Genomic DNA, 19567 nt, shown 5'->3' on the forward strand with positions numbered 1-19567 from the left:
TCAGAACCGGTACGCGGTGTGGTACTCGGGCACCAGCACCCGGCTCCGCGGTGACACCCGGCGCACCTCGGCGATCAGGGCGTCCAGGCGGGCGCGGTCGGTCGCGGCGACCGTCGGCGGGTTGGTCAGTGCGGTCTCGAAGTTGTCCCAGTGCACCGGCACCACGACCTTCGGGTGGTCCAGCGCGGCCATCAGTCGGGGCACGTAGTCGGCGACCGACGTGGTGGCGGCGGAGGCGACCATCGCCACGTCCGGCGCGAGCCCGGTCAGCCTGCGCTCGTCGAGGTCGCTGGCGCCCATGAAGAACACCGACGGCCCGTCGTCGACCCGGATCTGGTAGGCCAGGGTGTCCCCCTCGGGCAGGTCGGCGATCGTCTCCGGCCGCGGCGGCGGGCTGACCCGGACCCCGGGGAAGGCCATCGACCAGGAGGGGTTGCGGCTGTGCAGCGAGCCGACCACCTCGACCGTGTAGCCGTCGAAGTCGAGCACCTCGCCGCCCTTGACCGGAGCGAGCTGACCGGTCGGCAGCCCGTACGCCAGCCCCAGGTGGTAGGCGGTGAGCGTGCCGAGGACCCGGGCGCCGGTCCGGACGGCGATGTGCGGCACGTCGTTGAAGTGGTCCCAGTGGGTGTGGGTGACCAGGATGTTCTCGGCCCGGTCGGCGAGCCGGTCGACCACGTCGGCGGCCACGGTCAGCCGGGTGTTCGGGCGGAACGCGCCGGTGAACAGGCCGGTGTCGTAGCGGCTGAGGTACGGGTCGACCAGCACGGTCCGGTCGCCGATGTCGATCCGCCAGCCGGCCGTGCCCCACCAGCGGAAGCTCACCGCGCCGAGGCGGGGTCGGCCGGCGGGCCGGCCCGCCGGCGCGGCCGTGGTGGTGGCGGCCCGGGCCGGGGCGCCGGCGACGAGCCCGGCGGTGGTGACGGCGGCGGCGCCGACGGCGGTGTCGCGCAGGAGGCGGCGGCGGGCGTAGCCGGACGGTCGGTTCTCGGGCATGGGTCGTCCTCCCCGTTCGGGATCACTGGATCGGTCGGCCCACTCCACCACCGGACCGGCGGCGACGTCCAAGATCGAGCGGCGGAAGGATCGATATGCGTTTCGATATCCCCGCAGGTCGGAGGCGGTGTGCCCGGGGCCGCCGGTCCGGGAATCAGCGCAGCGACTCGACCGCGGCCCGGGCGGCCTCCCCCATCGCCAGGTCCGCGTCGATCCGGCGGGTGTCGAGCCGCTCGGTGCGTACCAGGACCGCGACGGCGTACCGGCCGCCGTCGGGATACTCCACGACGCCGGCCTCCAGGTGCAGGCCGGGCAGGGTGCCCGTCTTGCCGGCGACCCGGACGCCGGGTGGGAAGCCGGCCGCCAGCCGGGTCCAGAAGAGCTGCCGGGCCATCAGCTCCCGGACCATCGCGCAGGCCTCCGCCGGGCCGGCCTCGTCGCGCCACACCAGGCGCAGCAGCCGGGTCAGCTCCCGAGCGGTGCTGGAGGAGGTGCGCTCCGGGTCGAAGACCCGCATGGCCCGGACCCGCTCCGGCGGCAGGGTGGGGAAGATCCGCGCGAAGTCCGCCTCGGTCCGCGCGCCGACGTCGGCGAGCATCGTCTCGACCAGTTGCCGGGGGCCGCCGACGATCCGGGTACGCGGCAGGCCCAGCTCCGCGGCGAGCATCGACGGCACGTCCGGGCCGACCCGGCGCAGCAGCAGGTCGGCGGCCGTGTTGTCACTGACCGACATGGTGAAGTACGCGAGGTCGCGCAGGGAGACCTCGACGTCGTCGGCGCAACCGGCCACGCCCCAGCCGCCGAGCCGGTCGGCCGCGCCGACCAGCACCCGCTCGGTCGGATCGAGCTGGCCGGCGGCGACCTGACGGGCGAACTCCAGCACCAGCAGGATCTTGAAGACGGACGCGATGACGATCCGCTCGTCGGCCCCCAGCGCCACCTCGCGCGCCGGGTCGTCCACGTCGGCCACGTGCAGGCAGCCGCTCAGTCCGGCCCGCCCGAAGATCTCGTCGACCCGTTGCGCCGTATCCACGCCGACACGGTAACCAGGGCGGGAGTTAGGGTGCGCGGGTGGACCTGCTGCGACACCTGCGGCACTTCGTGGTGGTCGGCCGGGAGCTGCACTTCGGCCGCGCCGCCGAGACGCTGGGCATGGCGCAGCCGCCGTTGAGCCAGTCGATCCGCCGGCTGGAGCAGGAGTTGGGCACCACCCTGTTCGACCGGTCGCAACGGCGGGTCCGCCTCACCACCGCGGGCCAGTTGCTGCTCGGCGAGGCCGACGACCTGCTCGCCGGTGAACGCCGACTGCGCCACCTCGCCGACCGGGTACGCCGGGGCGCGCTCGGCGTGCTGCGCGCCGGCGTACCCCCGGAGACGCCGGCCGTGACGCTGCGCGCGTTGCTCGACGGCCTGGCCGCCCGCGCGCCCGGGCTCGACCTGGATCTGCACGAGCTGACCAGCGCCGAGCAGCGGCGGATGCTGGCGGAGGGACGGCTGGACGTCGGCCTGCTGCACCATCCGGTCGAGGAGGCCGGGCTGCGGTTCGGCGAGCCGGTGGAGGTGCCGGTCGGCGCGTTGCTGCCCCGGGTGTCGCCGCTGGCCCGGGCCCGCGAGGTGACGTTGGCCGACCTGGCCGGCCTGGATCTGGTCACCGCGCCGCCGGCCACCGCGCCCGGTTGGCACGACCACCTGCTGGCCGTGTGCCGGCAGCACGGTTTCGTCCCGCCCCGGGTCCGCCCGGCGCGCAACCCGGAGTTCCTGTTCGGGCTGCTCCTGGCCGGTGGGGCGGTGGCCGTCGAGCCGGCCGCGCTGGCGCGCCGGGAGCCGCGTATCGCCTGGCGGCCGTTCGCCGGCGCGCCGCTGGTCAGGCGGGTTTCCGCGGCCTGGCCGAGCCGGGCGGCGCACCCGGCGGCGCCGATGTTCGGCCGGCTCGCCGCGGAGGTGCTGGCCGCGCCGGAGACGCCGGTCGGGCCGGCGCTCGTCGCGCCGGCGGCCCGACCGTGGCCGGTGCTGTTCGAGGCCGGTCGGGACGAAACGTTGTCGCCGTGATCTCCCGGAGTTCACCAGGCAGCGACTAGCATCGCCGTTCATGAATATGAGGAGCGTGACCCGCTCGCGACCCGGGCGGCTGATCGCGGCGGTCGTGCTGACCGTCACCGTCGCCAGCACACTCGTGGTGACCAACGCGGCGTCGGCGGCGGCCACCCTGACCGTGGCGCAGGCGCTGGCCGCCCAGGACGGCCGCACCGCCACCGTCACCGGCTGGGTCATCGGCCAACCCACCGCCACGAACACGGTGATCACGTCCGGCTACACCGCGGACACCGCGATCGCGATCGCCGACCAGGCCGGCGAGGCCAGCACCGGCCGGATGCTGTACGTGCAGGTGACGGCCGCCTGGCGGAGCAGCTTCGGGCTGCTCACCAACCCGTCCCTGCGCGGGCGGCAGGTGACCGCCACCGGCACCCTGACCGCCTACTTCAGCCACGGCGGCCTGAAGGACCCGACCACGATGAGCCTGGGCGGCGGCGGCACGTCGAGCCCGACCCCGACCCCGAGCGGCACCACCTCCCCGAGCGCCTACTACGCGGCCGCGACCGGCAAGACCGGACCCGCGCTGCGCACCGCCCTGCACACCATCATCAAGGTGCAGACCAGGCTCACCTACGACCAGGTGTGGGAGGCGCTGAAGGACACCGACCAGGATCCGGCGAACCCGGCCAACGTCGTCCTGCTCTACAGCGGACGCTCGCAGAGCAAGACCGCCAACGGCGGCGGCGCCGACGACTGGAACCGGGAACACGTCTGGGCCAAGTCGCACGGCGACTTCGGCACCGCCACCGGCCCCGGCACCGACGTGCACCACCTGCGGCCGGAGGACGTGTCGGTCAACTCGGCGCGCGGCAACAAGGACTTCGACTCCGGCGGCAGCGCGGTCGCCCAGGCGCCCGGCTGCTACACCGACGCCGACTCGTTCGAGCCGCGCAACGCGGTGAAGGGCGACGTCGCCCGGATGATCCTCTACATGGCGATCCGGTACGAGGGCGACGACGGCTGGCCGGACCTGGAGCCGAACGACTCGGTGGCCAACGGCAGCGCGCCCCGGCTCGGGCGGCTCACGAAGCTGCTGGCCTGGCACGAGCAGGACCCGCCGGACGCCTTCGAGCAGCGCCGCAACCAGCGCGTCTACGAACGCTGGCAGGGCAACCGCAATCCGTTCGTCGACCACCCGGAGTGGGCGCGGGCGATCTGGGGCTGACGGTTGTCCCAGATCACCCGCCGGCGGCCGTGAGGACGACCCCGAGCGGGTAGGAACACCGGTGGCACCGCCCGGGAGCGCCGCGTGCAAGCGCTTCCGGGCGCGGGCGGTCGGCACGGCGCTGGAGATCGGCTACCGGCACATCGACACCGCCCAGATGTACGGCAACGAGGCCGAGGTCGGTCAGGCCGTACGCGCCTCCGGGCTGGACCGGGGCGACATCTTCGTCACCAGCAAGCTGAACAACGGCTTCCACCGCCCGGACGACGCCCGCAAGGCGTTCGAGCAGTCGTTGCGGGAGATGAAGTTCGACTACCTCGACCTGTTCCTGATCCACTGGCCGCTGCCCACCCGCTACGACGGAGACTACGTCTCCACCTGGAAGGTGCTGGAGGAGCTTCAGCGCGACGGCAGGGTGAGGTCGATCGGCGTGTCCAACTTCCAGGTGGCGCACCTGGAGCGGCTGGCCGCCGAGGCGGACGTGGTCCCCGCGGTGAACCAGATCGAGGCGCACCCCTACTTCGGCAACGAGGAGGTGCGGTCGTACGACCGGTCGCACAACCTCCTCACCGAGGCGTGGTCGCCGATCGCGCAGGGCAAGGTGCTGAACGACCCGACCGTGGTCGACGTCGCCGAGCAGGCCGGGCGGACCCCGGCCCAGGTGGTGCTGCGCTGGCACGTGCAGCGCGGCGACATCGTCTTCCCGAAGTCGACCACCCCGAAGCGGATCGAGGAGAACTTCGGCATCTTCGACTTCACGCTCGACGACGCCGCGATGGACCGGCTCACCTCGCTGGACCAGGGCGAGAACGGCCGGCAGGGCCCGAACCCGGACACGTTCGACTACCTGCCGAGCTGACCCGACGCGCGCCGAAGGGGTCCCGGGAAACCGGGGCCCCTTCCGCGTTTGACTTCGCGCGCACTCGAAGCGACAGGGTGGCGGAAACACTTCGACGGGGAGGAATCACATGCGTTACCGCACCATCGGCACCGACCCGGCCACCCGCCGCGAGGTCAGCGTGCTCAGCCTCGGCGCGATGCTCTTCGGCACCGCCACCGACGAGGCCACCTCGTACGCCATCCTCGACCGCTACGTGGAGGCCGGCGGCACGTTCGTCGACACCTCGGACAACTACGCCTTCTGGCAGAACGGCGGCCAGGGCGGGGAGAGCGAGGAACTGCTCGGCCGCTGGCGGCGCAGCCGTGGGATCGGCGACGAGATCGTGTTCGCCACCAAGCTCGGCGCCCGTCCGCTCGCCCCCGGCACCAGCTACCTGGACAACCCGGAGGGCCTGTCGGCGAAGGTGATCCGCGAGTCCGCCGAGCGCAGCCGGGAACGGCTCGGCGTCGACCGGATCGACCTGCTCTACGCACACATCGAGGACCGGACCGTCCCGCTGCGGGAGACCGTCGAGGGCTTCGCCGAGCTGGTCGCCGAGGGCACGGTCGGACTGCTGGGCGCGAGCAACCACCGCGCCTGGCGGGTGGAGCGGGCCCGGGCCCTCGCGGCGGCGGCCGGCCTGCCCGGATACGAGGTGCTGCAATATCACCGCAGCTACCTGCCCCCACGGGTGGACGTGCCGAGCGAGCTGGACCCGCACGGCGACGTCGGCTGGGTCGGCCCCGACCTGGCCAGCTATCTGCGGGCCGAGCCGCAGCTCACCCTGGTCGCGTACTCACCGCTGCTCAAGGGCGCCTACGCGAAGCCGGAGCGGCTGAGTGAGGCGTACGCCCTGCCCGGCACCCCGGCCCGGCTGGCGGCGCTGCGGACGGTGGCCGCCGAGACCGGCGCCACGGTCAACCAGGTGGTGCTGGCCTGGCTGATGGGCGGCCACGTGCCGGCGATCCCGCTGGTCGGCTTCTCCTCGGTGGCGCAGTTGGAGGAGGCCCTGGTCGCGGTGGACCTGGAGCTGACCGCCGAGCAGCGGACCCGGCTGGACGCGGCGCACTGACCGGCCAGCGCGCCAGGTCGTCGGGGCTCCATCGGACGATGCGCACCTCGCTCATGCCGCCGATTGGACCAGGGACCCCTGACAGAAGGCCCGCCAGATCCGATCTGGCGGGCCTTCTGGCGCCTGTCGGGTGAGGCCGGCAGCGAGGGAGGGTGGCATGACGCCGTTACGGCTCGCCGTGATCATCGGCAGCACCCGGGAGGGGCGGGTCGGCGACCGGATCGGTCGCTGGTTCGCCGCTCAGGCCCGCGGCCGGGCCGGGCTGGTCGTGCACGAACTCGACCTGGCCGGGTACGCGTTCCCGGCCGCGCTGCCCGCCGAGCCCACGCCGTCGATGCGGGAGTTCGTCCGGCAGGTGGCGGAGGCGGAGGCGTTCGTCGTGGTCACCCCGGAGTACAACCACAGCTTCCCGGCCTCGTTGAAACAGGCGATCGACTTCGCGTACGACGAGTGGCAGGCCAAGCCGGTCGGCTTCGTCTCGTACGGCTGCCGGTCGGTCGGCCTGCACGCGGTCGACCAGCTCCGGACGGTCTTCACCGCGCTGCACGCGATGACCGTGCGGGACACCGTCGGCGTCGACCTGCTCGACGGCGAGCCCTCCGGGCACGGCGAGGAACGGCTCCGGCAGGACGTCCGGCTGCTCCTCGACGAGCTGTGCTGGTGGGGGCTGGCGTTGCGCGAGGGTCGCGCGGCACGCCCGTACGCCTGCTGAGAACCACCCACGGAGAGAGGGGTAATGATCATGAGTAACCGGAACACCGGCCTGGCCGTCGAGGCCGACGGCCTGGTCCGGTCGTTCGGCTCGACCCGGGCGCTCGACGGCCTGGACCTGCGGGTCCCCGCCGGCACCGTGTACGGGATGCTCGGGCCCAACGGCGCCGGCAAGACCACCGCCGTCCGCGTGCTGGCAACGCTGCTGCGTCCCGACGGCGGCACGGCCCGGGTCTTCGGCCACGACGTCGTCACCGAGGCCGACGCGGTCCGCGCCCGGATGAGCCTGACCGGCCAGTACGCCTCGCTGGACGAGGACCTGACCGGGGCGGAGAACCTGATCCTGCTGGGCCGGCTGCTCGGACTGGGCCGGCCGGCGGCGCGGGAGCGGGCCGAGGCGCTGCTCGCCGCGTTCGGGCTGACCGAGGCCGCCGGCCGGCAGGTGAAGAAGTACTCCGGCGGGATGCGGCGGCGCATCGACATCGCGGCGAGCATCCTGAACACGCCGGACCTGCTCTTCCTGGACGAGCCCACCACCGGGCTGGACCCGCGCAGTCGCAACCAGGTGTGGGAGATCGTCCGGGCGGTGGTGGCGCACGGCACCACGGTGCTGCTGACCACGCAGTACCTGGACGAGGCCGACCAGCTCGCCGGGCGGATCGCGGTCGTCGACCACGGCCGGGTGATCGCGGAGGGCACCCCGGGCGAGTTGAAGTCGTCGATCGGCTCCGGCACCGTCCACGTGCGACTGCGCGACGCCGGGCAGCGGCCCCGGGCCGAGCAGCTGCTGCGGACCGCGCTGAACGTGCCGGTGCAGCTCGCGGCGGACCCGGTGGCGCTGACCGCCCGGGTCGGCGAGGACGGCACCGACCTGGAGGCCGGCGAGCAGGCCGCCCGCGCGCTCGGCGAGCTGGCCCGCGCCGGCATCGTGGTGGACGACTTCTCCCTCGGCCAGCCCAGCCTGGACGAGGTGTTCCTGGCCCTGACCGACCACCCGGCCGTCGCGACCGACGAGCGGGACGACGAGCTGGAGGCGGCCCGATGAGCGACACCGCGACCACCGCGACCGGGCGGGCCCCGTCGGTCTACGTGCCGTCCACCGAGGCGCTGGCCACCGTGCTCGCGCCCGGGGAGCGGCCGGCCCGGCCGAGCGCGCTCTCCGCGTCGCTGACGTTCGGCTGGCGGGCCGTGCTGAAGATCAAGCACGTGCCGGAGCAGCTGTTCGACGTGACCGCGTTCCCGATCATCATGGTGCTGATGTTCACCTACCTGTTCGGCGGCGCGCTCGCCGACAGCCCGCGGGCGTACCTGCAGTTCTTCCTGCCCGGCATCATGGTCACCAGCGTCGTGATGATCACCATGTACACCGGGGTCGGGCTGAACAACGACATCGAGAAGGGTGTCTTCGACCGGATCCGTACCCTGCCGGTGTGGCGGCCGGCGGCGCTGGTCGGCATGATCTTCGGCGACGTGCTGCGCTACATCCTGGCCGCGGTGGTCATCCTGGCCGTGGGGCTGGTGCTCGGTTTCCGTCCCGACGGCGGGCTGCCCGGGGTGCTCGCCGGGATCGGCCTGCTGGTGATCTTCTCGTTCGCGTTCTCCTGGGTGTGGACGTTCTTCGGGCTGGTGCTGCGCAGCGAGAAGTCGGTGATGGGCGTCAGCATGATGGTGCTGTTCCCGCTGACGTTCCTGAGCAACGTGTTCGTCGAGCCGTCCACCATGCCCGGCTGGTTGCAGGCGTTCGTCAAGGTCAACCCGGTCACCCACCTGGTCGCCTCGGTGCGCGCCGCGATGGCCGGCACCACGGACGCCACGAACACGATGTGGTTGCTGCTGTGGAGCGCCGGTTTCGTAGTGGTCTTCGGCGCGCTCACCATGCGCCGCTACAACCGTCGCTGATCAGGCGGGGTTGATCCCCACCAGCTCGCCGAGGTGGCGGGGTCCGCGCAACCCGGACCTCACCACCTCGGCGTAACGGTGTTGATCAACCCAGCGCCCGGCCGCCTTCTCTCGATTCGTGATTGGGGGGCGGCGGCACCGCACTCCCATCTGACGGGCGAGCCTGCTCACCTGCCGGGAGCCGGAGAGATCTTGGAAGGAAAGTGCCCTCCAGGGGGCCGTTTCTTTCCAAGATCTCGGGTGGCATCGGTCAGAGTTTCCAGGGCACCGGCTCGGCCGGGAGGTAGCGGCAGGTGCCGCCCGTGGTGACCGAGTCGCGCAGGTGGGCGGCGAGCGCCGGGTGCCGCTGCTCGATCCGCCGGAGCGTGTCCCGGATCCGGCCGGTCACCGCCTTGCGAGCCCGCTCGGCCTGGTCACCGAGCCGGCGGCTGCGCCCGGCCAGCCCGGCGGCGGCCCGCAACTGGTCGAGCAGGGCGGCGCGTTCGGCGTCCAGTGCGGCCAGCCGCCGCTCGTCGTCGCGCGACGCGGCCCGGTCGATCTCGTCGTCGAGCCGCAGCAGGTGTTGCCGGTAGCGGGTCTTCGCCTCGTCGTCGAGCACCGGGTCGGCGCCGAGCCGGCGGGCGGCGACCAGTTCCGCGCCGGCCGCCGGGTCCAGCAGCTCTACCGCGGGCACGTCGACACCGGGTCGGCTCAGCAGCAACCGCAGGTCGTGCAGGCCCTTCGCGTCGGGCAGGTGCACCACCGCGCCCGCCCAGGCGAGCCGCCACACCGACCCGTCGAAGCAGAACTCGGGCCGGCCCGCGCCGGCCCGACCGGCCACGCCGGAACCCTCGACCCCCGCCACACCCGGACCGCCGGTGGCGCCGGCACCGTGGCCGCCCACCGGACCGGGACCGCCCGCACCCCGCTCGCCCGCCGAGCCGGGCCGATCGCCCGCACCCCGCTCGCCCGCCGAGCCGGGCCGACCGCCCGCACCCGCGTCGATCGCCACGCCGGACCAACCGCTGACGCCGGGGCCACCTGCCATGCCGGGCTGTACGCCCTCGCCCGGAGCGACCGCCACGGCGGCCCCGACCGGCGGAGCCGGCACCGGGAGGCCGGCCACCACCGCGCCGGACGCATCCTCGCCAGAGGCAACTACCACGCGGCCGGAAGCGCCCGCCGTCAGGGCGGAAGCGGCCTCGGGCCCGGCGGAAGCGGCCGGCGACCCGGCGGCGCCCAGCCGCTCGACCACGTGCGCCATGCCCAGCTCGCGCGTCTCCGCCTCCGTCTCGGCCCGCAGCCGGGCCGCCTCGGCCGCGTCGCCCGGACCGCCGCGCCCGAGCAGCGCGGTCACCAGCCCGGCCCGGCCGAGCACCGACCAGGGACGGGCGTCGAGCCGGTCCGCGGCGTCCCGGGCCGCCGCGTAGCCGGCGACCGCGTCGTCCCACCTCCGCTGCGCGGCGTCCACCCCGGCCAGCCAGAGGTCGACCGGGCCGCCGATGTCGCAGCCGAACAGCGCGACCAGCCACCGCCCCCGGTGCGGCGTCAGGGCCGCCCGCGCCTCGGCGCAGCGGCGGGGGTCACCGTCCGCGGCCGCCGCCTGGGCCCGCGACCGCAGCCACAGCGTCGACACCGGTCCGGGGTACGCGGTGCCGGCGGCCTCGATCCCGCCGGTGAGCCGCAGCAGGGTCGCCGTGTCGCCGCGCTCGGCGGCGGTGATCGCGCGCAGCAGCTCCACCTGCGGGTGGCTGGCCGCGCCGGGCTGGTCGAGCAGCGCCTCGGCCTCGGCCAGGCGCCCCCGCAGCAGCAGCAGGGACCAGCGCAGGTGGTGCGCCATGAAGGCGTGGTCGGAGTGCTCCCACTCGCCGTAGCCCTCCATCTCGGCGTAGTTCGCCTCGGCGGCGGCGAAGTCGCCCCGGAAGGCGGCGATGATGCCACCGTCGACGGCCGCTGCCATCCGTTGCCGGGCCACGTCGCCCGCCCGGCAGCCGCTGACGAACGCCGCCAGCTCGTGCCGGTAGCCCGGGTCGCCCAGCTCCAGCAGCGCCACCCAGCGCAGCGAGGTCGCCCACAGCTCGGTGTCGCGGTCGCCGCCGCGGCGGGCCACCTCCCGGATCTCCGCGGTGACCACGGCCCGCTCCTGGGCGGTGCCGAGCCCCCAGGTGGTGTCGTGGCGGGCCCACAGACTGAAGGTCAGCGCCTCGTCGTCGCGGCCGTGCCGGGCCAGCGTCTCGGTGGCGGTGATCAGGTCGGTGACCAGGGCACGCGGCGACCGCTCCGGCTCGGGCGGGCCGATCAACCGCGCGTACGCCTCCCGGACCAGCGCGTCGGCGTCGAGGCGGCGACGGGTGGCCGAGTGCTGGCTGCGGGCGGTGAGCGCCACCCGGGCCAGCACCGCCGGCTCGGCCAGCCCGCGGGCGAGCGCGGCGGCGTCGACCAGCAGCTGTTCGGCCTCGCCCGGCGTGCCGGCGTGGTGCAGCAGCCCGGCCAGCTCCAGCAGCACCCGGACCCGCCGGGCCGGCTCGTCGGTCAGGTGCAGCGCACGCCGGAAGTGCCGCACCGACTCCTCCACCGCCAGCCGCCCGCCGGCGTCCCGCGCGGCGGCCACCAGCAGGTCACCGGCGCGTACCGGATCCAGCTCGGCGCCGGCGAGCCAGGCGTGCCGGGCCAGGTCGGTCGGGATGAGCCGGCCGGCGAGCGCGTCGGACCGGTCGACGGCCCGGACCACGGCGGCGTGCCGGTCGCGGCGCTCGTTCTCCGGGAGCCCGTCGTAGAGCGTCTCGCGGACCAGGTCGTGCACGAAGGCGAACCGGCCGCCGCCCCGGGCCAGCACCAGCCGGGCGGCGGCGGCCCGGTCGAGCAGCCGGTCGACCTGCGCGACCGGAGCGGGTACGCAGGCGGCCAGCGTCTGCCGGTGGAACTCGCGGCCGAGCACGGCGGCCACGGTCAACGCCTCGACCACCGGGGCGGGCAGTTGGTCGAGCCGGCGACGCACCGCCTCCCGTACGCCGGGGGCGATGGTGTCGGCGAGGCCGTCGGTGTGCCAGAGCCGGGCGGTCTGCTCGACGAAGAACGGATTGCCGCCGGTGCGCCTGTGCACCTCGTCGACGAGGCCCGCGTCGGGCTCCCGGCCGGCGGTGCGCCTGATCAGGGCGGCCACCTCGTCGCGGTCCAGGCCGGTCAGCGTCACCGTGCTGGCCTTGGCGGTCAACGGCAGCAACAGCGGCCGCAGCCGGTGGTCGCCGGCCTCGACCTCGGCGTCCCGGTAGGTGCCGATCAGCAGCAGCCGTTCGAACCAGGTGTGCTGGGTGGCGAACTGGAGCAGCCGCAGCGACGCCGGATCGGCCCAGTGCAGGTCGTCGAGGACCACCACGACCGGCCGGTGCTGGGCGACCGCGACCAGCGCGGTGGTCACCGCGTCGTGCCTGGCGAACTCGGCCCGCCCGCCGTCGTCACCCGGCTCGACCGGGTCGTCGCCGGACCCGCGCTCGCCGCCTGCGGCCCGGTCGCCGACTGCGGCGCCCCCGGCGGCGCGCTCGCCGAGCAGGGCCACCAGCCCGGCGTCGGCGGCCTGCCGGGCCGGCGCGGGGTCGTCGCCGGTGGTCCGGGCCAGCCGGCGCAGCACCTGCACCCAGGGCCAGTAGTCGGGGGCGGTGTCGGAGTCCCAGCAGGCGGCGCCGAGCACCAGCGCCCCGCGCCGGCGGGCCTCGTCGGCGGCGGCCGAGACCAGGGTGGTCTTGCCGATGCCCGGCTCGCCGGTGACCAGGACCAGGCCGCCGTGGCTGTCGACCACGCGCGTCACCTCGGCGCGCAGCAACCCGGCCGGGTGCTCCCGCCCGATGATCTCCTCGCCGAACCGCGGCTCCATGACCTCCCGACGCTAGTCGACACCTCCGACAGGCCGGAGCACGCATGCGATCGTGCTCGACGGCTCAGAGGCTGCCGCCTCCGCTGCTGCGCAGGTTGCTGCCGTCCGTCGGGTTGCGGTGGTCGTCGAGCCGGCGGCGGGCCTCCGCCGACGCCGCCAGGTCGCGGGCTTGGGCGGTCGGATCGCCCGGCTCGCGCCGGAAGCGACGCCAGGACGCCAGAGCCGCCAGCACGACCACGACGACGACGATGACGATGAGCCAGCGCATGACGTCCTCCTCCACGGTTGCCCTGTCCGGGCCCATGGTGCACGGCCGGAGCAAGGGGCCGGCGCACGCTCAGCGCGCGTCGGTGACCACGTGCGAGCAGGCCGGGCAGGCCGCCGGCCCCTGCTCGGCGAACCACCGGCAGGTACGCCGGATCGCGCACTTCGGCAGCGTCTCCTCGGCTGGCGGGGCGGTCTCGGCGTACGAGGCGGCCATCTTGGCGCCCAGGCCGCAGTGCGAGCCGGTCCAGAAGCCGCAGGACGAGGTGACGCAGGGGCCGGCGAGGCGGACCCGCGACTCGATCGGCTCGTCGGAGTCGTCGGCTCCGGCGAGCGCCACCTCGGCCGGTACGGCCGGCGTCACGTAGGCCACCCGGCCCGCCGGAGTGATCATGCCGAGGAACACCGTGGCGTTCGACGCCGGGGTGCTCGGGCACATCCGCTCCGGCGGGCCGGCGGATCGGGCGGCGTCGGTCACCGCTGGATCCAGAACCCGATGTCGTTGATCTTCTGGCCGAGGTCCTGCGCGAGCACGCCGTCGAGCACCCAGAGCCCGTACCACTCGGGGCGCAGCTTGATGTTGCCGTGCCCGAGGGTGAGCGGGTTGACGAGCTTGGCGTTGGCGGTACGCAGGGCCGCCAGGCCGGCCTTCTGGATCTCGCCGGCGATCAGGGTCTGCTGGTCGGCTGTCAGGTCGACGCCGTCGACCACGAAGCGGAACTCGTTGCGGGCCATGTGCTACCTCCGGTCACTCGTACGATTCGGTGCCCAGCCCGCGACGCAGGCTGATCCGGGTGAAGGCCGCCCAGCCGGCGTGCGAGGCGGCGTCGGTGGGCTGTCCGGCGCGGGCGAGGACCCGGCCGGCGTGCTCCTGCCAGCGCCCGGCGGTGGCCGCCGGGTCGCCCCACAGCCCGCGGCAGGCGGCGACCGCGAAGGCGACCTGATCGGGCGCGCCGGTGAAGCCGGCGAGCCCGTCGCCGACCCGGACCGTTCCGTCCGGCCGGGCCCGCACGCTCGGGAAGTGGTGGTGCAGGCTGGCCAGGGTGGCCAGGTGCGTGGCGTCGCGCCGGGCGGCGGCGAAGCCGGCGTGCAGCTCGTCGTCGCGGCGGTAGCGGATCGCGTGCAGCACCAGCGCGTCGCCGGCCGGCTCGATCCGGCCGACCAGGTGCGCCGGCGCGCTCCACGCGCGGGGCGAGTTCGCCGACCAGAACGCCAGCCAGGCGGTGAGCCGGGCGTGGAAGTCGGCCTGGATCCCGACCGCCGGTGCGGCGCCGTCGGGTGCGCGCAGCGCGGCGGTGGCGATCCGGTCCCGGGCGACAAGCGGCGTTCCGGTACGGGTCGGGGCCGCCGCGGCGGCGCCGGTGGTGGAGGCGACGGCCAGGCCGGTCAGGGTGACCGCCGAGGCCGCCGCCGCGCCGGCGAGGAGTCGCCGACGGTCGAGCGGGTGTCCGTTGTCGTTCATCGTCGGCCCTTCGTCGACGGCAGTGCATCGACGCTATCGATCGGAAGCGATCAGCAGAACACCAGGCGTGACGGGAGGTTGACAGCAAAGCCGGGGATTCCCGGCGGCGTGAATCACCGTTCCTGTGCCCGATTCACGCGCCGGAAACCGGTCCGGCCGGGAAGCGCTCGTGCCCGAGCACGGCGAGCAGCCGGCACCTGGCAGTCCAACTCGATCGGACCCAGTTCCGGGTGGATCAGCGTCTTGTGGTCGGCGAAGCGCTGCGCCACCTCGTGCCGGTCCCACAACTCGGCGAACTCGGCACTGGCCGCCCGCAACGCCCGCACCAGTTCGCCGGCGCGCGACCGGGGACCCATCGACCCGTACGCGGCGCGCAGGTTGGCGACCTGGGCGCGGCTCTGCCGGTCGTGGTCCTCGACCGGGTAGCGCCGCCGCTCCCCCGGCACGGTGAACCAGCGGTAGACCTCGCTGCCAGGGCAGCACGGTCCATGATCCGAGTATCCGACGCGCGGCGGCGTGAACCAGGGATCGGCGGTCCCCCGATCACGGATCTCTGCACCGGGCCGGGCCGGCGGACCATGCTGGGGGCATGGACATCTCCGGTAACACGATCTTCATCCCGGGCGCCACCAGCGGGATCGGCCTGGCGCTGGCGCTCGCCCTGCGGGACCGGGGCAACACGGTGATCGTCGGCGGGCGGCGTACCGAACTGCTCGACGAGATCGCCGCGACCCACCCGGACCTGGACACCGTGCCGATCGACACCACCGACCCGGTGAGCATCACGGCGGCGGCGGAGACGGTGCTGGCCCGGCACCCGGACCTCAACGTCCTGGTCGCGATGGCCGGCGTCATGCGGATCGAGGACTGGCGCTCGCCGGAGACGTTCCTCGCCTCGGCCGAGGAGGTGGTGACCACAAACGTGCTCGGCCCGATCCGGCTGATCGGCGCGTTCGTCGAGCACCTGACCCGGCGCGGGGACGGCACCATCGTCACCGTCTCGTCCGGCCTGGGTTTCGTGCCGCTGCGGGTCACGCCGAGCTACAACGCCTCGAAGGCCGCCATCCACATGCTCAGCGAGTCGATCCGGCTGCAACTCGCCGAAACCGGCGTACGGGTGGTGGAGCTGGTGCCGCCGGCGGTGCGGACCGGGCTGCTGCCCGGGCAGGAGACCAGCGAGTTCGCCATGCCGCTGGACGAGTTCGTGGCCGAGGTGGTGACGCTGCTGGAGACGCGGCCGGACGCCACCGAGATCCAGGTCGAGCGGGTGAAGTTCCTCCGGCACGCCGAGGCCCGCGGCGACTACGACCAGGTGGTCGCCACGCTGAACGCGGCCGACCCGCACGCCGCCACCTGACCGCCGCGCCCGCGCCGCCCGCCGGACGGTGCCGTCACGCCCGGAGCAGGCCGGCGACCGCCCGCTGCGCGTCGACGACCGCGTCCACCGGCAGGTCGAGCGCCCAGAGCGCGGCGGCCAGATAGTCGAGGACACGCCACCGCTGCTCCTCGGTAAGCGGCGGGCGGCACCATCCGCCGTCCGCCGCCGGCCACACCCCGGGGGTGTTGAGCGGGGCCCCCTCCGCTACCGGAGGCGTTGAGCGGGGGCCCTTCCTTATCGCCAGGGCGAGGAGGGTGGCGAGGCGGCGGCGGTCGATGCCGAGCAGGTACGGGGCCAGCTCCGCGTCGGCCGCGACCAGCCGCATCCAGCGGTGCACCGCCGCGCGTACGGCGGCCGGGCCGAGCCGGTCGCGGGGCTCCTGGGCACATGTCACCAGCTCGGTCGTCCGCACGTGCAGGGGTACGGACGATCGGCCCCGATCAGTTCACCGAAGCTCTTGATATCGATAGAAGCCTATCTATAGGCTGTCGGCGTCCCACACACCCCCCACCCCCCAGGAGTGTGAACCATGCGTACGCCGAAGCTGTCCCGGATCCTCGCCACCCTCGCGGCCGTGACGCTGACGGCGCTGGGCGCGGTCGCCGTCAACCCGGCACCGGCCTCCGCCGCGGTCCGCAACGTCTGCTTCAACACCAGCCAGGCCGGCCCGTTCGCCGGCACGGCGGTGCAGGCGGCGTCGATCTGGAACAACTACACCAACAACATCAACATGGCCCAGTGCGGGTCGAACCTGATGATCTACTACACCTACGGCGGCGGGTCCTACGCCCAGCGCACCAGCCTCGGCAACGGCCGCGTGGTCATCGACTACAACCAGGCCCAGCAGTACTCGCCGCTGCGCATCATGACCCACGAGATCGGCCACATCCTCGGCCTGCCGGACAACTACAACGGCAACTGCGCCATCCTGATGTCCGGCGGCAGCGCCGGCACCAGCTGCACCAACCCGTACCCCAGCTCGGCCGAGGCCTCCCGGGTCGACTCGCTGTTCGGCTTCGCCGCCCGCAGCGCGACGCCCGCCCAGGTCTTCAGCGGCAGCTGGCCGGCCGCCACGGTGGTCGGCGCCGGTCGCTGACGACGCACCGGTGACGGGGTCGGCGGTTCACCGCCGGCCCCGTCCGCGTGCCCGGTCCTTCCCCGCCGTCCCGCCGGCCGCCTGCCGCGGCGTCCCGCCGGGCGCCCTCCCCGACGTCCCGCGAGCGCCAGGACCGGATTCCGCCTCGGCCGCCAGGTCCGCCGCCCGCCGGCTCAGCTCCTCGACCCGCTCGCGCAGCCGGCCCACCGAGTCCCCGGAGTCCGTACCGGACACCTCGTCGAGCAGCCCGACGTAGTCACCGGCCAACCGCCGGTAGGCCGGACCGCCGGCGGAGTCCAGGTCGATGATCTGCTGGGCCAGGACGGCGGTGGCGGCGCCGAGCGCGGCCCGCTCGTCGGCGCGCGCGTCCCGCCCGGCCCGCCGCGCGTCGGCCAGCCGGCCGGCCCGGCGGCCACCCAGCCACAGCACCGCCGCGCCGGCCACCACGCCGCCGACCGCGCCGCCGGCCAGCAGGTAGCGGGGCAGCGACGGGCTGATGGTGCGCCCACCGTCGGGCACCAGGCCGGTCCGGACCAGCTTGTCGTAGTTGAGCACGATCACCTTCAGCGCCTCGACCGGCCGGTCCACGAACGCGTCCGCGCCCTGGCCGATCACGGATTCCACGACCATCGACCGGCCGATGTCGCGCGGGCTGTCGCCGCCGAGGCGGGAGCAGCCGTACGTGTCCCAGTCGTCGCCGTCGCGGCTCATCGCCAGCACCAGCGTGCCCTGCGTGGCGCGTTCGGTGTCGTCGCAGGTCTCGGCCAGGTCGGTGCCCGGCTTCATCATCAGCACCACCAGCCGCCGGTTGCCGATCACCCGTTCGGCGGCGGCCCGGTCCAGGTCGATGCCGGGCGCCGCGTAGACCGACGAGGCGCGCACCTGCCGGGCGGCCGGGGAGTCGAACAGCCCGCCGGACCACAACGCCCAGCCGGCCAGCGCCAGGCAGGCCAGCACCGCCCGGCCGAACGCGGTGCCGACCAGCCGGCCCAGCCACCGGCGCGCGTCGGCGGTCACGACAGCCTCCCCCGCAGGTAGACGTCGGGCCGGTAGCCGGCCATCCGCACGTCCCGGGCCACGCCGTCCAGCTCGGCCTCCGCGTCCGCCAGCAACCCGCGTACGTGCTTGTCGGGCAGCCCGTCGTCGAGCGCGTACCGGGCGGACCGCAGCCGGCCGATGCCCCGCACCAGCGCCGGGTCGCTACGCGCGTCGGTAAGCAACGACAGCTCCACGGCCAGCGCGGAGAGCCCGGCCAGCCGCGCCGGCGTGCCACCCGGCCCGAGGTCGCCCGGCCGGCCCCGACCGGCGCCGCGCACGGTGCGGATCGACAGCACCACGAAACCGGCCACGCAGCCGGCGAAGAGCCACGGCAGCGCCGGCAGCGCCACCCGCAGCGGATCCCACGGCCGGTACGGCAGCGGCCTGTCGAACAGCCCCGCGTAGCGCACGTCGGTGACCCGGGCCAGGTACGCGCCGAGCACGTTGAGCTGCGGATAGGAGTAGCGGCTGAGCCGGCTGCCGTACTGCGCGTAGAAGCTGGCGCCGGCCACCTCGGCGAAGTCGGCCGCGCCCGGACCGTGGTACTCGATCCAGCCGCCGTACATCACCACCACCGGCCGGTCCGGGTCGAGCCGGTGCAGCACCGGCCCGTACGCCGGCAGCGGCGCCCCGTACGGCTGGGCCGGGAGCACGACGAACCAGGCCCCGTCCGGGAAGGCATCCTTCGCGGCCTGCTCCGGCAGCCGGGGCAGCGTGGCGCCGGGCGCGACCCACCGGCCGGTGGCGCGCAGCGCGGCGGTGACCGGGGCCAGCTCGGCGGCGGTCGGCTCCCGCCGGCGCAGGTCGTCGCGGTCCGGCGGGGACGGCTGCCTGCGCAGCGCGGCGAGCAGCGTGAGCACCTGGCTCGTGACGTCGCCGGTGGCGAACTGGGCCCGCCAGCCCGGCAGGTCGTCCGGCGTGGCCGCCAGGACCCCGCCGCTGACCTCGGTGCCGACGATCCGGATCTCGGCGTTCCGCACGTCCTTCACCCGCCGGCGCTCCGCCTCGTCCAGCCCTGGCGGGGCGACCAGGATCCGGGTGCCGCCGCTGCCGGCGGCGGCCCGGACCCGCGCCTCGTCCCAGTACGCGACCGCGCCGGGCAGACGGACCACCGGCTCGGCCGCCACAAGCGCGGTCATCTCCTCGACCGAGGGCACGTCCGCGTCGCTCAACTCGCCGGCGGAACCCTCCCCGGGCAGCGACGCCGACGACGGCGAACGCCCGTAGCTGACCTCGACGCTCTGCCGCTGCGCGACCAGGAACACCACAAGCACGGCCGCCGCGACGGCCAGCAGCGACCAGCGCAGCAGCTCCCGGCGTACCCTCACGCGCCGGCCCGCCACAGCTCGTCGGCGCGGCGGGCGTGCTCGGCCGCCTCCCGGGCCGCGTCCGCGCCGCCGCCGCGCGCGGCGGCGAGCAGTTCGGCGCGGGCCAGCAACCGCTCCGCCTCGGGCACCGGGGTGGCCGCCGCGTCCCGGCTGACGGCGGCGTCGTGGATCGCCGCCCGCGCCGACGACCAGGCGACCCGCCGGCCCCGGTGGCGTGCGCGGCGTCGAGGCAGCAGCGTGGCGAGGAACCCGGCGGCCACCGCCACCACGGCCCCGCCCAGCCAGGGCAACACGCTCGCGGTCATGATCCTGTTCTACTGCACCCCCGCCAGCG

The 19567-nt window shown here is 74.6% G+C and carries 21 protein-coding genes; 9 read left to right on the forward strand and 12 right to left on the reverse strand.

The window, feature by feature from the left end:
* Both ACGFI2_RS02435 and ACGFI2_RS02440 read right to left on the reverse strand, forming a co-directional pair.
* The gene (locus tag ACGFI2_RS02435; RefSeq protein WP_393509338.1) at nt 1-996 is read right to left on the reverse strand and encodes an MBL fold metallo-hydrolase; all 996 of its coding nucleotides are present in this window, start codon (nt 994-996) and stop codon (nt 1-3) included.
* Nucleotides 997-1150: 154 nt separating this feature from the next.
* A complete protein-coding gene (locus tag ACGFI2_RS02440; RefSeq protein ID WP_393509341.1) occupies nt 1151-2029 on the reverse strand; it encodes a serine hydrolase in 879 nt (292 codons plus the stop codon).
* Between the two features lie 38 nt (nt 2030-2067).
* Between ACGFI2_RS02440 and ACGFI2_RS02445 the strand changes: the two genes are divergently transcribed.
* From ACGFI2_RS02445 to ACGFI2_RS02475, 7 genes are all read left to right on the forward strand, one after another.
* On the forward strand, nt 2068-3045 hold the full coding sequence (locus ACGFI2_RS02445; protein ID WP_393509344.1) for a LysR family transcriptional regulator: 978 nt from the start codon (nt 2068-2070) through the stop codon (nt 3043-3045).
* 40 nt (nt 3046-3085) lie between these two features.
* The gene (locus ACGFI2_RS02450) at nt 3086-4255 is read left to right on the forward strand and encodes an endonuclease (protein WP_393509346.1); all 1170 of its coding nucleotides are present in this window, start codon (nt 3086-3088) and stop codon (nt 4253-4255) included.
* Between the two features lie 61 nt (nt 4256-4316).
* Nucleotides 4317-5114, forward strand: a complete 798-nt coding sequence (locus ACGFI2_RS02455) for an aldo/keto reductase (RefSeq protein WP_393509349.1) — start codon at nt 4317-4319, stop codon at nt 5112-5114.
* A 109-nt stretch (nt 5115-5223) separates the two neighbouring features.
* A complete protein-coding gene (locus tag ACGFI2_RS02460) occupies nt 5224-6207 on the forward strand; it encodes an aldo/keto reductase (protein WP_393509352.1) in 984 nt (327 codons plus the stop codon).
* Between the two features lie 157 nt (nt 6208-6364).
* The gene (locus ACGFI2_RS02465; RefSeq protein ID WP_393509354.1) at nt 6365-6919 is read left to right on the forward strand and encodes an NADPH-dependent FMN reductase; all 555 of its coding nucleotides are present in this window, start codon (nt 6365-6367) and stop codon (nt 6917-6919) included.
* Between the two features lie 30 nt (nt 6920-6949).
* A complete protein-coding gene (locus ACGFI2_RS02470; protein WP_393509356.1) occupies nt 6950-7963 on the forward strand; it encodes an ATP-binding cassette domain-containing protein in 1014 nt (337 codons plus the stop codon).
* Nucleotides 7960-8817 (forward strand): ABC transporter permease, encoded by an 858-nt coding sequence (locus tag ACGFI2_RS02475; RefSeq protein WP_393509358.1) that lies wholly within the window; start codon nt 7960-7962, stop codon nt 8815-8817. The genes ACGFI2_RS02470 and ACGFI2_RS02475 overlap by 4 nt, the downstream gene beginning before the upstream one ends.
* Before the next feature lie 250 nt (nt 8818-9067).
* Here ACGFI2_RS02475 and ACGFI2_RS02480 read toward each other — a convergent pair whose 3' ends face one another.
* From ACGFI2_RS02480 to ACGFI2_RS02505, 6 genes are all read right to left on the reverse strand, one after another.
* A complete protein-coding gene (locus tag ACGFI2_RS02480) occupies nt 9068-12667 on the reverse strand; it encodes an AAA family ATPase (RefSeq protein WP_393509360.1) in 3600 nt (1199 codons plus the stop codon).
* 64 nt (nt 12668-12731) lie between these two features.
* Nucleotides 12732-12935 carry a hypothetical protein gene (locus ACGFI2_RS02485; protein ID WP_393509362.1) on the reverse strand — a complete coding sequence of 68 codons (204 nt, stop codon included), beginning with the start codon at nt 12933-12935 and terminating at the stop codon, nt 12732-12734.
* 69 nt (nt 12936-13004) lie between these two features.
* The gene (locus tag ACGFI2_RS02490; protein WP_393509364.1) at nt 13005-13409 is read right to left on the reverse strand and encodes a hypothetical protein; all 405 of its coding nucleotides are present in this window, start codon (nt 13407-13409) and stop codon (nt 13005-13007) included.
* Nucleotides 13406-13666, reverse strand: a complete 261-nt coding sequence (locus ACGFI2_RS02495; protein ID WP_393509366.1) for a hypothetical protein — start codon at nt 13664-13666, stop codon at nt 13406-13408. Before ACGFI2_RS02495 ends, ACGFI2_RS02490 begins: the two co-directional genes overlap by 4 nt.
* A gap of 13 nt (nt 13667-13679) precedes the next feature.
* Nucleotides 13680-14393, reverse strand: a complete 714-nt coding sequence (locus ACGFI2_RS02500; protein ID WP_393509368.1) for a hypothetical protein — start codon at nt 14391-14393, stop codon at nt 13680-13682.
* A gap of 113 nt (nt 14394-14506) precedes the next feature.
* A complete protein-coding gene (locus ACGFI2_RS02505) occupies nt 14507-14944 on the reverse strand; it encodes a hypothetical protein (RefSeq protein ID WP_393510069.1) in 438 nt (145 codons plus the stop codon).
* Between the two features lie 38 nt (nt 14945-14982).
* Here ACGFI2_RS02505 and ACGFI2_RS02510 point away from each other — a divergent pair, with 38 nt between their 5' ends.
* Entirely contained in the window at nt 14983-15750 is a 768-nt protein-coding gene (locus ACGFI2_RS02510; protein ID WP_393509371.1) for an SDR family oxidoreductase, read from the forward strand.
* Nucleotides 15751-15784: 34 nt separating this feature from the next.
* On the opposite strand, the gene ACGFI2_RS02515 is transcribed toward ACGFI2_RS02510, so the two are convergent.
* Nucleotides 15785-16183, reverse strand: coding sequence for a globin (locus ACGFI2_RS02515; RefSeq protein WP_393509374.1), 399 nt, complete (start codon nt 16181-16183; stop codon nt 15785-15787).
* 117 nt (nt 16184-16300) lie between these two features.
* Here ACGFI2_RS02515 and ACGFI2_RS02520 point away from each other — a divergent pair, with 117 nt between their 5' ends.
* Nucleotides 16301-16867: a snapalysin family zinc-dependent metalloprotease gene (locus tag ACGFI2_RS02520; RefSeq protein ID WP_393509377.1), complete on the forward strand. Its 567-nt coding sequence runs from the start codon at nt 16301-16303 to the stop codon at nt 16865-16867.
* 27 nt (nt 16868-16894) lie between these two features.
* Here ACGFI2_RS02520 and ACGFI2_RS02525 read toward each other — a convergent pair whose 3' ends face one another.
* The 3 genes from ACGFI2_RS02525 to ACGFI2_RS02535 are packed head-to-tail and all read right to left on the reverse strand — an operon-like array spanning nt 16895 to nt 19538.
* Nucleotides 16895-17884 carry a hypothetical protein gene (locus ACGFI2_RS02525; RefSeq protein ID WP_393509379.1) on the reverse strand — a complete coding sequence of 330 codons (990 nt, stop codon included), beginning with the start codon at nt 17882-17884 and terminating at the stop codon, nt 16895-16897.
* Nucleotides 17881-19233, reverse strand: coding sequence for a hypothetical protein (locus ACGFI2_RS02530; protein WP_393509382.1), 1353 nt, complete (start codon nt 19231-19233; stop codon nt 17881-17883). The genes ACGFI2_RS02525 and ACGFI2_RS02530 overlap by 4 nt, the downstream gene beginning before the upstream one ends.
* Nucleotides 19230-19538, reverse strand: a complete 309-nt coding sequence (locus ACGFI2_RS02535) for a DUF6403 family protein (protein ID WP_393509385.1) — start codon at nt 19536-19538, stop codon at nt 19230-19232. The genes ACGFI2_RS02530 and ACGFI2_RS02535 overlap by 4 nt, the downstream gene beginning before the upstream one ends.
* Nucleotides 19539-19567 lie beyond the last annotated feature (29 nt).

This window comes from Micromonospora sp. NPDC049282, assembly GCF_043197045.1.
Taxonomy (GTDB): Bacteria; Actinomycetota; Actinomycetes; order Mycobacteriales; family Micromonosporaceae; genus Micromonospora.

Coding starts and splice junctions, on each gene's coding strand:
- ACGFI2_RS02435 (WP_393509338.1), bottom strand. CDS start 996: ATGCCCGAGAACCGACCGTCCGGCTACGCCCGCCGCCGCCTCCTGCGC.
- ACGFI2_RS02450 (WP_393509346.1), top strand. CDS start 3,086: ATGAATATGAGGAGCGTGACCCGCTCGCGACCCGGGCGGCTGATCGCG.
- ACGFI2_RS02460 (WP_393509352.1), top strand. CDS start 5,224: ATGCGTTACCGCACCATCGGCACCGACCCGGCCACCCGCCGCGAGGTC.
- ACGFI2_RS02465 (WP_393509354.1), top strand. CDS start 6,365: ATGACGCCGTTACGGCTCGCCGTGATCATCGGCAGCACCCGGGAGGGG.
- ACGFI2_RS02470 (WP_393509356.1), top strand. CDS start 6,950: ATGAGTAACCGGAACACCGGCCTGGCCGTCGAGGCCGACGGCCTGGTC.
- ACGFI2_RS02475 (WP_393509358.1), top strand. CDS start 7,960: ATGAGCGACACCGCGACCACCGCGACCGGGCGGGCCCCGTCGGTCTAC.
- ACGFI2_RS02480 (WP_393509360.1), bottom strand. CDS start 12,667: ATGGAGCCGCGGTTCGGCGAGGAGATCATCGGGCGGGAGCACCCGGCC.
- ACGFI2_RS02485 (WP_393509362.1), bottom strand. CDS start 12,935: ATGCGCTGGCTCATCGTCATCGTCGTCGTCGTGGTCGTGCTGGCGGCT.
- ACGFI2_RS02495 (WP_393509366.1), bottom strand. CDS start 13,666: ATGGCCCGCAACGAGTTCCGCTTCGTGGTCGACGGCGTCGACCTGACA.
- ACGFI2_RS02500 (WP_393509368.1), bottom strand. CDS start 14,393: ATGAACGACAACGGACACCCGCTCGACCGTCGGCGACTCCTCGCCGGC.
- ACGFI2_RS02510 (WP_393509371.1), top strand. CDS start 14,983: ATGGACATCTCCGGTAACACGATCTTCATCCCGGGCGCCACCAGCGGG.
- ACGFI2_RS02520 (WP_393509377.1), top strand. CDS start 16,301: ATGCGTACGCCGAAGCTGTCCCGGATCCTCGCCACCCTCGCGGCCGTG.
- ACGFI2_RS02535 (WP_393509385.1), bottom strand. CDS start 19,538: ATGACCGCGAGCGTGTTGCCCTGGCTGGGCGGGGCCGTGGTGGCGGTG.